General features: G+C 71.3%; 13 protein-coding genes. 4 read left to right on the forward strand and 9 right to left on the reverse strand.

Translation table 11 applies throughout. The features are described 5' to 3' along the window. Positions 1-24 precede the first annotated feature (24 nt). From infB to rimP, 4 genes are all read right to left on the reverse strand, one after another. A complete protein-coding gene (gene infB, locus ABGB18_RS26475; protein ID WP_347698292.1) occupies positions 25-3,135 on the reverse strand; it encodes a translation initiation factor IF-2 in 3,111 nt (1,036 codons plus the stop codon). Between the two features lie 125 nt (positions 3,136-3,260). Further along, positions 3,261-3,560 (reverse strand): YlxR family protein, encoded by a 300-nt coding sequence (locus ABGB18_RS26480; protein WP_347698293.1) that lies wholly within the window; start codon positions 3,558-3,560, stop codon positions 3,261-3,263. Next, complete coding sequence (gene nusA, locus ABGB18_RS26485) at positions 3,544-4,548, reverse strand: transcription termination factor NusA (protein ID WP_347698294.1); 1,005 nt, start codon at positions 4,546-4,548, stop codon at positions 3,544-3,546. Before nusA ends, ABGB18_RS26480 begins: the two co-directional genes overlap by 17 nt. Positions 4,549-4,560: 12 nt before the next feature. Beyond that, positions 4,561-5,043: a ribosome maturation factor RimP gene (rimP, locus tag ABGB18_RS26490; protein WP_347698295.1), complete on the reverse strand. Its 483-nt coding sequence runs from the start codon at positions 5,041-5,043 to the stop codon at positions 4,561-4,563. 220 nt (positions 5,044-5,263) lie between these two features. Between rimP and ABGB18_RS26495 the strand changes: the two genes are divergently transcribed. Together ABGB18_RS26495 and ABGB18_RS26500 are read left to right on the forward strand one after the other, a co-directional pair. Next, a complete protein-coding gene (locus tag ABGB18_RS26495; RefSeq protein WP_347698296.1) occupies positions 5,264-5,752 on the forward strand; it encodes a hypothetical protein in 489 nt (162 codons plus the stop codon). Between the two features lie 45 nt (positions 5,753-5,797). Then, complete coding sequence (locus ABGB18_RS26500; RefSeq protein WP_347698297.1) at positions 5,798-6,262, forward strand: ferritin-like domain-containing protein; 465 nt, start codon at positions 5,798-5,800, stop codon at positions 6,260-6,262. Here the strand turns inward: ABGB18_RS26500 and ABGB18_RS26505 are convergent. The 4 genes from ABGB18_RS26505 to ABGB18_RS26520 all read right to left on the reverse strand — a co-directional run bounded on the left by ABGB18_RS26505 (position 6,245) and on the right by ABGB18_RS26520 (position 9,777). Beyond that, positions 6,245-6,415: a hypothetical protein gene (locus tag ABGB18_RS26505; RefSeq protein WP_347698298.1), complete on the reverse strand. Its 171-nt coding sequence runs from the start codon at positions 6,413-6,415 to the stop codon at positions 6,245-6,247. The two genes, ABGB18_RS26500 and ABGB18_RS26505, sit on opposite strands and share 18 nt — an antisense overlap. A 104-nt stretch (positions 6,416-6,519) precedes the next feature. Beyond that, positions 6,520-8,262, reverse strand: a complete 1,743-nt coding sequence (locus ABGB18_RS26510; protein ID WP_347698299.1) for a proline--tRNA ligase — start codon at positions 8,260-8,262, stop codon at positions 6,520-6,522. Between the two features lie 94 nt (positions 8,263-8,356). Next, positions 8,357-9,028, reverse strand: a complete 672-nt coding sequence (locus ABGB18_RS26515) for a hypothetical protein (RefSeq protein ID WP_347698300.1) — start codon at positions 9,026-9,028, stop codon at positions 8,357-8,359. A 269-nt stretch (positions 9,029-9,297) separates the two neighbouring features. Next, positions 9,298-9,777, reverse strand: coding sequence for a hypothetical protein (locus ABGB18_RS26520; RefSeq protein WP_347698301.1), 480 nt, complete (start codon positions 9,775-9,777; stop codon positions 9,298-9,300). Between the two features lie 348 nt (positions 9,778-10,125). Between ABGB18_RS26520 and ABGB18_RS26525 the strand changes: the two genes are divergently transcribed. Further along, on the forward strand, positions 10,126-11,430 hold the full coding sequence (locus ABGB18_RS26525; protein WP_347698302.1) for an FAD-dependent oxidoreductase: 1,305 nt from the start codon (positions 10,126-10,128) through the stop codon (positions 11,428-11,430). After that, positions 11,411-12,559, forward strand: a complete 1,149-nt coding sequence (locus ABGB18_RS26530; RefSeq protein WP_347698303.1) for an aldolase — start codon at positions 11,411-11,413, stop codon at positions 12,557-12,559. The genes ABGB18_RS26525 and ABGB18_RS26530 overlap by 20 nt, the downstream gene beginning before the upstream one ends. Positions 12,560-12,648: 89 nt before the next feature. Here the strand turns inward: ABGB18_RS26530 and ABGB18_RS26535 are convergent, their stop codons facing one another. Continuing rightward, positions 12,649-13,329: a copper homeostasis protein CutC gene (locus ABGB18_RS26535; protein ID WP_347698304.1), complete on the reverse strand. Its 681-nt coding sequence runs from the start codon at positions 13,327-13,329 to the stop codon at positions 12,649-12,651. Between the last annotated feature and the right edge of the window lie 103 nt (positions 13,330-13,432).

Genomic DNA, 13,432 nt, shown 5'->3' on the forward strand with positions numbered 1-13,432 from the left:
TCCCTCCGGGCGCCCGGCCGCGCGTCACACGCGCGGCTTCTCCCGCATTTCGAATGTCTCGATCACGTCGTCGATCCGGAGGTCGTTGTAGCCGACCCCGATACCGCACTCGAAGCCCTCGCGGACCTCGGTCGCGTCATCCTTGAAGCGACGCAGGGACGAGACGGTCAGGTTGTCGGCGACGACGACGCCGTCGCGGATGATCCTGGCCTTGCTGTTGCGGACGATCACGCCGGAGCGGACCAGCGAACCGGCGATGTTGCCGATCTTCGGCACCTTGAAGATCTCGCGGACCTCCGCCGTGCCCATCTGGACCTCTTCGAACTCGGGCTTGAGCATGCCCTTGAGCGCCGCCTCGATCTCCTCGATCGCCTGGTAGATGACCGAGTAGTAGCGGATGTCGACGCCCTCGCGCTCGGCCAGGTCGCGCGCCCGAGGCTCGGGGCGCACGTTGAAGCCGATGATGACCGCGTTGTCGTCGGCGACGGCCAGGTTGACGTCGTACTCGGTGATCGCGCCGACCGCGCGGTGCAGGACACGGAGCCTGACCTCGTCGCCGACGTCGATCTTGAGCAGGGCGTCTTCCAGGGCCTCCACCGAACCGGACACGTCACCCTTGATGATGAGCTTGAGCTCGTCGACGCGGCCCTTCTCGAGGTCGCTGAACAGCTCTTCGAGGGTGCGGCGACGGCTCGACTTCGCCATGTCGGCGCTGCGCTTGCGCGCCGCGCGCTGCTGGGCGATCTGCCGGGCCATGCGGTCGTCGGTGACGACGATGAAGTTGTCACCGGCGCTCGGCACGGCCGTCAGGCCCATCACCAGGACGGGACGGGACGGCGTGGCCTCCTCGACCGGGTCGCCGTTGTCGTCGAGCATCGCGCGGACGCGGCCGAAGGCCTCGCCACACACGATCGAGTCGCCGACGCGCAGCGTGCCGCGCTGGACCAGGACGGTCGCGACGGGGCCGCGACCCTTGTCGAGGTGTGCCTCGATCGCGATGCCCTGGGCGTCCATCGTCGGGTTGGCGCGCAGGTCGAGCTCGGCGTCCGCGGTCAGCACGATGGCCTCGAGGAGCTGGTCGATGCCCGTGCCGTTTTTCGCCGAGATGTCGACGAACAGCGTCGAGCCGCCGTATTCCTCGGCCACCAGGCCGTATTCGGTGAGCTGGGCGCGCACCTTGTTGGGGTCGGCGCCCTCCTTGTCGACCTTGTTGACCGCCACCACGATCGGCACGTCGGCCGCCTGGGCGTGGTTGAGGGCCTCGATCGTCTGCGGCTTCACACCGTCGTCGGCCGCGACCACCAGCACCGCGATGTCGGTGGACTTGGCACCACGGGCACGCATGGCGGTGAACGCCTCGTGACCCGGGGTGTCGATGAAGGTGATCTTCCGGTCTTCGCCCTCGTGCTCGGCGGAGACCTGGTAGGCGCCGATGTGCTGGGTGATGCCACCCGCCTCGCGCGCCACCACGTTGGTCTTGCGGATGGCGTCGAGCAGCTTCGTCTTACCGTGGTCGACGTGACCCATGACGGTCACGACCGGCGGACGCGCGGCCAGGTCGCCCTCGTCGCCCTCGTCCTCGCCGAACTCGATGTCGAAGGCCTCGAGAAGCTCGCGGTCCTCCTCCTCCGGGCTGACGACCTGGATGTTGTAGTCCAGCTCGGCACCCAGGAGCTGCAGCGTCTCCTCGTTGACCGACTGGGTCGCGGTCACCATCTCGCCGAGGTGCAGCATGATCTGCACGAGCGAGGCGGGGTTCGCGCCGATGCGGTCGGCGAAGTCGGCCAGCGAGGCGCCGCGCGGCAGGCGGATCGTCGCGCCGTTGCCGCGAGCGACCTGCACGCCGCCGATCGCCGGCGCCGACATGTTGTCGAACTCCTGGCGCCGCTGGCGCTTGGACTTGCGACCACGCGCGGGACGGCCACCGGGACGCCCGAAGGCACCCGCGGTGCCACCGCCACGGCCACGGCCGCCGCCACCGGGACGGCCGCCGAAGCCACCGCCGCCGCCGCCACCACCACCGGGACCGCCGGTGCCGGTGCGCGGACCTGCGCCGCCGCCGCCACCCGGACGGCCGGCGAACCCGCCGCCGCCGCCACCGGGACGACCGCCGCCACCGCCGGGACGGCCACCGCCGCCACCACCGGGACGACCGCCGCCACCGCCACCGCCACCAGGCCCGGGCCGGCCGCCACCGCCGCCGCCCGGACCGGAGGGACGACCCTGCGGCATCATCATCGGGTTGGGACGCGGGCCACCGGGGCGGGGACCACCCGCACCGGGACCGGGACGCGGGCCACCGGGGGGCGGGCCCGGCCGCGGCCCGGCGCCGCCGGGCCTGCCTTCGCCGCCGCCACGGCCCTGCGGCGGGCGCGGCATCGCGCCGTCGCGCGGCGGACCGTCACGACGCTCGCGCTGCCCGGGGCCGCCACCACCGTCGCGGTTGCCGCCCTGGCGCGGCGGACGGGACTGGCCCATGCCGCTGGCGTTGGAAGAGAACGGGTTGTTGCCGGGACGCGGGCCCCGGGGACCCGGCTTGGGACCCGGGCCGGGACGCGGACCGCCACGGTCGCCACCACCGGAGGCGGGACGCGGCGCCTGCTGGCCGCCGCCACCCGCGGGACCCGGACGGGGGCCGGGCTTGGGACCCGGGCTCGGACGCGGGCCGGGCCGCGGGCCCGGAGTGGGACGAGCGGGCGCGCCACTCTCGAAACGCGCCTGCGGGGCCCCGGAGGTCTCACCTCGCGCGGCCTCCGGCTGCTGCTGGGGCTGGTGTGGCATGGGCACCGGCGGGCGCGGCTGACCGCCGCCCGCGGGACCCGGACGCGGACCGGGCCTCGGACCCGGACGCGGAGCAGAGGGGATCGGCGCACCCGAGGCGCCATTACCGGCCTGGCTGTCCGCCGGCCGGGGCGCAGCCTTCGGCGGCTGCGGCTTGTTGGACGGCGAGCCGCCGCCCCTGGAGGGCCCACCCTTCGATGCGCCCAGAGCTTCGGTGAGCCTGCGGACCACCGGCGCCTCGATGGTCGAGGACGCCGAACGGACGAACTCTCCCATCTCTTGGAGCTTGGCCATGACGACCTTGCTCTCTACGCCGAACTCCTTAGCGAGCTCGTATACCCGGACCTTCGCCACTGCACTCCCTTACTCGGCCCGGGAGGCTGGCTATGCCGTCCGGACCGTCGCTACCTTGACGTCTTCATCGCCGCGTGCTCATCAGGCGCTCATAGCAATCTGACTCCGCCCATCAACTCGGCGTCCTACATGACATTTCGTGGTTCTCCCTCCAGGTGCGCCCGCAAGCGCAAGACGTCAAGCGGCCCCGGCACGCGGAACGCGCGCGGGAACGCTCGGCGGCGCTCGGCAAGCTCCAGACAACTCAGGGACGGGTGCAGCGATGCACCGCGACCCGGAAGCCGTCCTCGCAGGTCAGGGATCACATGATCCTCAACCCGCACCAGGCGGAGCAGCTCGGACTTAGCCGCGCGAACCCTGCAGCCCACACATGTGCGCTGTGGGACCGCTTGGCCACCATATTCCAGCTTACCGTGTTGACGCATCTACGGAACCGGCGGCATCTTCGGCCTGAGTATCCGGCCGGATGTCGATCCGCCATCCGGTGAGCCTCGCGGCGAGCCGGGCATTCTGCCCTTCCTTACCGATGGCCAGCGAAAGCTGGTAGTCGGGCACGGTCACCCGCGCCACGCGCCCTTCGAGATCGAGAACCTCCACGTGGGAAACACGTGCGGGCGAGAGGGCATTCCCCACGAATTCGCCCGGATCCTCGGACCAGTCGATGATGTCGATCTTCTCGCCGTGCAGCTCGGTCATCACGTTGCGCACGCGCGAGCCCATCGGGCCGATGCACGCGCCCTTGGCGTTGACGCCGGGCTTGCGGGACCTGACCGCGATCTTCGTGCGGTGGCCCGCCTCGCGCGCCACCGCGGCGATCTCCACGGTCCCGTCGGCGATCTCCGGCACCTCCAGCGCGAACAGCTTCTTCACCAGCCCGGGATGCGTGCGCGACAAGGTGACGGAGGGGCCCTTGTGACCCTTCTTCACCTGCACCACGTAGGCGCGGATGCGCTCTCCGTGCACGTATTCCTCACCGGGGACCTGCTCGGCGTGCGGCAGCACGGCCTCGATCTTGCCGAGGTCGACCAGCACGACGCGCGGGTCCTTGCCCTGCTGGATGACGCCGGAGACCAGCTCGCCCTCGCGGCTGGCGAACTCACCGAAGTTGATCTCGTCCTCGGCGTCGCGCAGTTGCTGCAGGATGACCTGCTTGGCGGTGGTGGCCGCGATCCGGCTGAAGTTGTTGGGCGTATCGTCGAACTCCCTGACGACCTCGCCCTCCTCGTCCAGCTCGGCGGCCCAGATGGTGACGTGACCGCTGCTCCGGTCGAGCTCGGCCCGCGCCTTGGCGGCGGCACCGTCGGTCCGGAAGTAAGCGATCAGCAGCGCGTCCTCGATCGCCTTGACGACCAGGTCGAAGGAGATGTCCTTTTCCCGCTCCAGGCTGCGCAGGACGCTCATGTCGATGTCCACGACGGCTCCCCCCTAGCCTTCGCCGTCGACGTCGTCGAGTCGGCGGAACTCCACCTGTACCCGTCCCCGGGTCAGGTCCTCGTAATCAAGCCTGCGTGCGGTGCCCGCGATATCGAGGTCGACACCGCTGTCATCCGCGGTCAGAATGCGGCCTTCCAGCACAGAGCCGTCTCTCATCTCCGCCTTGACCAGCCGCTTGGCGGCCCGGCGCCAGTGCCGCGGCTCGGTGAGGGGACGGTCGACGCCCGGCGAGGAGACCTCCAGCGTGTAGGCCGCCGGTCCCATCGAGTCGTCGTCGTCGAGTGCCGTGGAAACGGCCTGGCTCACGTCTGCCACGTCGTCCAGGCTCACGCCGCCGTCCCTGTCGACGATCACGCGGAGCAGCCGTCTCTTGCCTGCCTGGGTGACCGTGATGTCCTCCAGGTCGAGGCCCTCCGCGCTGACCACGGGCTCAAGGAGCTTCATCAGGTGGTCGCGGGGTGATGCGCTGCCCATATCGACCTCCCCTATTGTCATGTCTCAGCCGGGCGGACCTCGCCTCAGGCTCGCGCCGCGTGGCCGCTCAGCCAGCGACGACAGTTGACACCCTATCCGTATGCGGGCACGGAAAGAGCGCCACTCGTCGTGGTCGAATGGCGGGCGTCGCCTGACAGCCATCGTGGGTGCCAGCCCGTACGATGCTATCTGCGTCCGTAGTTACTGGAGGTCCAAGCCCGTGCGCCCGCTTCACCTGTCCCGGCGAGCCTTGCTGGCGGGCGGAGCGGCGGCTCTGACCGCCTGCAGCCCCTCCGCGCCCGCGCCCGCGCCGACACCCCAGGCCACGGACACCCCCGAGAGCCGGCTGCTGAAAGACCTGATCGCGGAGAAGGAACGCACGATCGCACTCTATTCTTCCCTGATCGCCGGCGGGGCGCAGAAGCTGGTCCCGTTCCGCGACCGCCACCAGGCGCACCTCAACGAGCTGCGCAAGCACGTGACCGTCCCCCCGTCACCACGCCAGGTCTCGGGAACGGCACAGCCCTCGCCCTCGCCGTCGGCCACCCCGCAGCGAGTGTCGCTGTCCCGGTTGCGGGATCTGGAGGGCAAGGCGGCGGCCCAGCGCGTCCGCCGGCTCGCCGACGTCTCGCCCGGGGTGGCCCAGCTCATCGCCAGCATCGGCGCCTGCGAGGCCGCTCATGTCAGGGCGCTGCCGAGGTCCCTGTGAGCGTGGTGGCGGGAGCACGGGTGACATGATCGCGATGACGGGAGCATGGTGAGCGACACGAGCGCCGACGACGTCGGGAAACTCAGCAAGGCGCTGGCGGCGGAGCACGCGGCGGTTTACGCGTACGGGCTGCTGGGGGCGCGGACGTCGGGTTCGCTGCGGGACAGGATGACCTTGGCGTTCGAGGCCCACCGGGCGCGTCGCGACCAGTTGCGCACCTACCTCAGGGCGCGGGGCGGCCGGCCGGTCGAGCCCGACGCGTCCTACGCGCTGCCGTTCTTCCCCGGCGACGCCACCCTGGCGGTCCGGCTGGCGGTTCATCTGGAGTCCGGCATCACGGCCGCCTACCTGGAGCTGGCCGCCGCGCGGGACACGTCGTTGCGCCGCTATGCCGCGCTGGCCATGCAGGATGCCGTGAGTCGCTCCTACGGCTTCCGGCCCGACCAGCCCGCGGCATTCCCCGGCATGCCGGTCGCCGCGACCCCCGCGCCCTCAGTGGTAAAGGACTGAGAGCAGGTCGGGGCCGAGGCGTTCCACGGCGCCGGCGTCGAGCCGGCAGGAGACGACCGAGCCGCGCCGGTGGGTGCGCACGAGCTGGGCCTCCCGCAGCCGGCGCGGGTGCCGGGAGACCTGGGGCGCGGTCATGCCGAGCTGTGTCGTCACGTCGGTCCTCGCCCTCCGGAAACCCTCGTGAGCACGCCCCGGGACCGCACGCGGCCGCCGGCCGGAGTCACCGGCGGGCGACCGCGGGGACGGTCCGGCGGGTGTCAGGCCATCGCTGCCAGGACGCGGTCGGCGGCCTCGACCAGCGGGATCTCCGACTTCTCGCCCGAGACGCGGTCGCGGAGCTCCACCACGCCCTGCGACAGCCCCCGGCCGACGACCACGATCGTCGGGATGCCGAGCAGCTCCGCGTCCTTGAACTTCACGCCGGGCGACACCTGGGCCCGGTCGTCCACCAGCACCCGCGCCCCGCGCGACTCCAGCTCGGTGGCCAGCTCCAGGGCGGCCTCCACCTGGTTTTCCTTGCCGGTCCCGACGATGTGCACGTCGGCCGGGGCCACCTCGCGGGGCCACACCAGGCCGAGCGAGTCGTGGGACTGCTCGGCGATGACCGCCACGGCGCGCGAGACGCCGATGCCGTAGGAGCCCATGGTGATGCGGATCGGCTTGCCGTCGGGGCCGAGGGCGTCGAGGCCGGCGGCGTCGGCGTATTTGCGGCCGAGCTGGAAGATGTGGCCGATCTCGATGCCCCGGTCGATGGACAGCGCCGAGCCGCAGCGGGGGCAGGGGTCGCCGGCGCGCACCTCGGCGGCCTCGATGGTGCCGTCGGGGGTGAAGTCGCGCCCCGCCACCACGTTGGCCGCGTGCCTGCCCGCCTCGTTGGCGCCCGTGACCCAGGACGTGCCGGTGACCACCCGGGGGTCGACGAGGTAGCGGATGCCCAGCTCGCGCAGGGCCTGCGGGCCGATGTAGCCGCGCACGAGGCCGGGGTGCGCGGCGAAGTCGGCGGCCTCGAAGATGGCGGGCTCGCCGGGCGACAGCGCCGCCTCCAGGCGCTTGAAGTCCACCTCCCGGTCCCCCGGAACGCCGATGACCAGCGTCTCCGTCTTGCCGGAGCCCGGCGTGAAGACCTTGACGACGACGTTCTTCAGGGTGTCGGCGGCGGTGATCGACAGGCCGTGGTGCTCGTTGACGTAGGACACCAGGGACTCGATCGTGGGCGTGTCGGGCGTGTCGAGCACCTGCAGCGGCGCCGCGTCGTCGATCGCGCGGGCGGCCGGGGCGGACGTGACGACGGCCTCGGCGTTGGCCGCGTAGTCGCAGGAGCGGCAGGCCACGAACGTGTCCTCGCCGGTGGGCGTGGGCGCCAGGAACTCCTCCGACGCCGAGCCGCCCATCGCCCCCGACATGGCGAACACGACCTTGTAGTCGATGCCGAGCCGGTCGAACGTGCGGATGTAGGCCTCCCGGTGCTGCTCGTAGGAGCGCTTGAGGCCGTCGTCGTCGAGGTCGAAGGAGTAGGAGTCCTTCATGACGAACTCCCGCCCGCGCAGGATGCCCGCCCTGGGCCGGGCCTCGTCGCGGTATTTGGTCTGAATCTGGTAGAGCGTGACCGGATAGTCCTTGTAGGAGGAGTATTCGCCCTTCACCATGTCGGTGAAGAGCTCCTCGTGGGTGGGACCGAGAAGGTAGTCGGCGCCCTTGCGGTCCTGGAGCCGGAAGATGTTGTCGCCGTATTCGGTCCAGCGGCCGGTGGCCTCGTAGAACTCGCGGGGCAGCAGGGCGGGGAAGAGCACCTCCTGGCCGCCCATCCGGTTCATCTCCTCGCGGATGATCCGGGTGACGTTTTCCAGCACCATCTTGCCCAGGGGCAGCCACGAGTAGATGCCGGGCGCCACGCGGCGGACGTAGCCGGCGCGGACCAGGAGCTTGTGGCTCGGCACTTCCGCGTCTGCCGGGTCGTCCCGCAGGGTGCGAAGAAACAACGACGACATGCGCAGCAACACGGCTACTCCTTGCTCGTACCTGGATGTGATGGCTTACAGGCTATCCAGTCAGGGGGGCCGCTCGCTCGGCGTTATCCGCGGGCCACCTCCGGGGTCACGCCGGCAGCGGGACCCAGCCCGCCACGGAGGCCGCGCAGCCGACGGTGATCAGGCCGGCGAACAGCGCCGACATCGCCAGCGCGCGCACCCGCCGGCGCGCGTTCCTGCGCAGCGCCGACACCAGGACGACGGTCAGCAGCCCGACCGCCACCGCGGGCCCGGGCCAGAACACCTGCTCGCCGGCGTCGAGCTCGGGCGCCACACGGTTCACCACGTGCGCGATCAGCGCCGCGCCGACGGCGCCCCCCGCCAGGTCGCCCCACAGGTCGTCCCGGCGGGTCACGTACGCCAGCAGGCCCACGGCGATGGGCGCGAGTGTCGACCAGTCGAACCCGGCTGTGCTGCCGCCGACGACGGTGAAGGGGGCCATCCCGCCGAACGCGCTCGCGCCGATGGCCGCGGCCAGCATCGAGACCACCGCCAGGAACGTCGTCAGCAACGCCCACCCGAACCCCGACGCGCTGGCCCCCACGACCAGCGCCACGGCGAGATAGACGTAGGGGTCGAAGATCTGGCCGGCCCATCCCGGGCCCTGGCCGGCGACGAGCACGCCGGCCAGCCCGACGGCGAGTCCTCCCGCGAAGGCCGCCACCAGATGGCGTTCGATGCCGCGCTGGCGACGGTCGTATTCGGCGAAGTCCCGATAGTCGATTCTCGGGCCTTCCATCTCCATTCCCTGGTAGCGATCCCCCCACTGCTTACCCGGAAGGCCACACAGAGATTATGCGGCGTTACAAAAAAGGCAAATTATGGTCATCGACGTTGTAACGCAAACAATCGCTTGGCGAACAAGCTGCCATGACGCCCGCCGAGGAGCTCCGCGCCCACCTCGCCGACCGGCCCGGCGCGCCATGGCGGGAGCCGGGTGCTGTCGCCCCGCCCGTTTCTACGGTCGGCGGCGATGGCCGCCGCCCCCGCCTCGCACGTCTTCGCCGGCTAACCGCCGAGCAGTTCTTCCCAGGGATGGCGGGTGTTGGTGCGCCGGGTGGTGTCCAGGGCCTCCGACAGGCGCCAGAAGCCGGGGCGCTCGCGTACGGTCGCCCGGCCCATCGGGTCGATCGCGCGCAGCTCGAACCGCACGCCCATCACGTCGAGCACGGCCGAGCCGTCCCCGCCGGGGCCGGCCTCGGTGACGAGCGAGCCGTCGAACTCCGGGTCGCGCACCTCATCGGCGAGCAGGGAGGCCACCTCGGCGGCGTACGGGCCGTCGCGCCACTCGATGTGCCAGCTGTGGTCGGCCCCGCGCCACCACGTCAGGTCACGGCAGGACTCGATGAAGTCGGCCTCGGTCGCGAGCGCGGCCATCACCCGGCCGAACGCCTCGTAGCGGCGGGCGCTGGTGAGCGAGAGGTCGTCGTCGGCGGCGTCGGGGTCAGCGCCGTCCTTCGGCCGCCGCGGCGCGTGCTTTCGCTTCACGAGCAACCACTCTGATCGCGTGCGCGCCCTTCCCGCAAGTGTTTACCACCGATACGCACTACCTAGCGAGCGCTTGGTTCACCAATTTCCGGAGGCGCGATGACGTCCCCACGGATCTCCCGCCCCGGCTGTCGATCCGGGACGTGGACGGCCGTGCCCCGGCCGACGAGAACCAAGGTGAGGTGCTTCTCCGCCCGGGAGCGGTGATGACCGGATACGTTGGCAGCAGCGCCGATCATGCGGTGTTCGCCCGAGACGGGTTCATCTGGACCGGGGATCGGGGATACATCGATCACACTGGCCGGTTACATCTAGTGGGACGCGTGTAGCCGGGTCTTAGGAGGCAGCGTGACGTTGCACGTGGCGGTCATCGGGTCGGGCCCCGCCGGGATCTATACGGCCGAGGCGCTGGTCAAGCAGGCGGCCGAGCAGGTCGAGGTCGATGTCCTCGAACGCCTGCCGACCCCGTACGGGCTGGTCAGATACGGGGTGGCGCCCGACCACACCTCGATCAAGTCGATCGCCAACTACCTGCGCAGGGTGCTGGAGCTGCCCCAGGTGCGCTTCCTGGGCGGCGTCACGCTGGGCACCCACCTGTCCGTCGACGACCTGCTGGGCGCCTACGACGCGGTGGTCTACTGCACGGGGGCGATGGTCGACAGGAAGCTCGGCATCCCGGGCGAGGACCTGCCGGGCAGCGTGGCCGCGACCGACTTCGTCAACTGGTACTGCGGGCATCCCGACGTGGACCCCACCCGGTTCACGCTCGACTCCTCGGAGGTCGCGGTGATCGGGGTGGGCAACGTGGCCGTGGACGTCGTACGTGTCCTGGCCAAGACCTCCGACGAGCTGCGCGCCACCGACGTGCCCCACGACGTGCTCGAACGCCTCGAAGAAAGCCAGGTCAAGGCCATCCACATGGTCGGCCGGCGGGGTCCCGAGCACGCCAAGTTCACCCTGAAGGAGCTGCGCGAGCTCGGCGAGCTGGCCAACGCCGACGTCTGCGTGCGCCCCGAGGAGGCCGTCGTGCTGGGCGGCGACTTCCCGCGCCAGATCCAGGGCAACATCAAGGTCCTGCAGTCGTGGTCCACCCGCGAGCCGGTCGGCCGGCCGCGCCGCCTCGACGTGCGGTTCTGGCTGCGGCCCGTGGAGATCCTCGGCTCCGAGCGGGTCGAGGGCCTCCGGCTCGAACGCACCCGCCTGTCGGAGGAGGGCCGCGTGGTCGGGACCGGCGAGTTCGAGACCCTGCCGGTCGGCATGGTGCTGCGCTCGGTCGGTTACCAGAGCGTCCCGCTGCCCGGGGTGCCGTTCTCGGAGCGGACCATGACCGTGCCCAACGAGGCCGGGCGGGTGCGGGACCGCGAATACGTGGCGGGCTGGCTCAAGCGCGGTCCCACCGGGGTGATCGGCACCAACAAGTCCGACGCCGCCGAAACGGTCCGCACACTGCTCTCCGACCTCGCCGATCACGAGGAGACCCCTCGGGGGTCCATCGACGCGCTGCTGGCCGAGCGTGGTGTGCGGCCTGTGACCTACGACGACTGGCTCGCCATCGAGACCGCCGAGGCCGAGCTGGCCAAAACCCTGGGCCGGGGCGAACGCGTCAAGATCGTCGGGCTGGAGGCCATGCTCCGTGCGTGCCGTCCGTCCTGAGGGCTTCGAGGAGACCTACCGCGCCCAGCAGGCCCGCTTCCCGATGGCCGAGCCCGGCTGGCAGCCGGTGCACACCGTGTACGTCCCCGCCGACCGGTTCTCCGCCGGCACCGTCTCCGAGTGGGGCGATCAGGCGTTGTCCCTGGTCAAGGCGCATCTGGCCGGGCCTTATGAGCTGGGCGAGGTGTTCGGGCCGGCCGAGGGGCTGGCCGCCGCCGTGCACGGGCGGGTGCTGCGCAAGCTGTCGGCCGAGCCGATCGAGGACCTGCGGATCGACTTCGAGGACGGCTACGGCGTGCGGCCGGACGCGGAGGAGGACGAGCACGTGGCGCGGGCGGCCGAGGCCGTGGCCGCCCTGCACGCGGCGGGGGCGTTGCCGCGGCGGTGGGGGCCGCGGGTGAAGTCGTTCGCCGACGGGGATCCGGAGCGGGCGGTGCGGACTCTGGAGGGGCTCGTCGCCGGGGTGGTGGAGCGGGTCGGGGAGTTGCCGGGCGGGTTCACGGTGACCTTTCCGAAGGTGCTGATGGAGGCATACCTGGGGCAGTTCGCCGAGGTGCTGGAGCGGCTGGAGGCGGCTCAGGGGGTGCCCCGGCTGCGTTTCGAGATGCAGGTGGAGGCGCCGCAGACGCTGGCGTTCCTGCGCGGCGAGCTGGCCGGGGCGCTTGACGGCAGGCTGGCGGCGGCGCACTTCGGCGTGTTCGACTACACGGCCGCGATCGGGCTGCCGCCGCACGAGCAGCGGCTCGACCATCCGGTCTGCGACCATGCGCGGCACGTGATGCAGACGGCGTTCGCGGGCACCGGGGTGGAGCTGTCGGACGGGTCGCTGGCCGCCGCACCCGCCTCGGACTCGGCGCGGGACGTACACGGGTTGTGGCGGCGGCACGCCGAACTGGTCGAGCATTCGTTGCGGCACGGCTTCTACCAGGGCTGGGACATGCATCCGGCGCATCTGGTGAGCAGGTTCACCACCGTCTACGCCTTCCACCTGGCCCGTTATGACGGTTACCGGGAGCGGGTGCGTGCCTGGGAGGAGCGGCGAGCGGCCGCAGACGGGCTCATGGACGAGCCCGCCACGATCCGCACCCTCACCGCGGCCCTACGCCGAGCAGACGCCGCCCTCCCCTGACCTCTGGGTGTCACACCACGCTGCCCTGACCATCGGCATCGCCCCCGGACGAACGCCGCACTCCCCCTGACGGCCTGACCGCCTGAGCTTCAGTCGCGTTCCACCAGGGCTCGCCACTGCCGGACGAGCCGCCATTCGACCGGGTCCGACCAGGTCGCCCGGACGGCGGATCCCACGTGGAAGGCGCGGATGCCATAGTCCAGCAGGGCGGGCACGTGCCCCGGCCGGAGACCTCCGCCGGCCAGGATGATGGAGCCGTCGCCCGCCTCGGCGCGCGTCTTCAGCACCGGCAGGCCCTGGCCCACCCCGGCGGGCGAGCCGGAGGTGAGCACGGTGGCGAGGTTGGGCAGCAGGCGCACGGCCCGCCAGGACGCCTGTACGTCGGCGGCGTGGTCGACAGCCCGGTGGAACGTCCACGGGAGCGGCGAGACGGCGTGGATGAGCGCCTCGGTGGCCGCGAGGTCGACGACGCCCTGGCCGTCCAGAAACCCGAACACGAATCCGGCCGCTCCGGCCTGCGCCAGCGCCTTGGCATCGCGCCGCAACCGGTCCAGGACGTCGGCGTCGGCCACGAAGTTGGCGTCGCAGCGGAGCATCACCATCTGCGGCAGAGGGCAATCGGCGGCGATCGCGGCCACGGTCTCGGGCGATGGGGTCAGCCCGTCGGCCGCCATGTCGGCGACCACTTCCAGCCGGTCGGCTCCGCCCTGTTCAGCGGCCACGGCGTCACGCACGTTCAGCGCGATCACCTCGAGCAGGGATCCGGTCATGCAGGAGAGGTTATATGGTGCTCTGACCCATTCTGTCGCCGATGACAGAGAACCTCACTTCACCCCACAGCGCTCCTACGTCCTCGCTTCCGGCCAACCACGT

This window comes from Nonomuraea sp. B12E4, from assembly GCF_039871825.1.
GTDB lineage: Bacteria > Actinomycetota > Actinomycetes > Streptosporangiales > Streptosporangiaceae > Nonomuraea.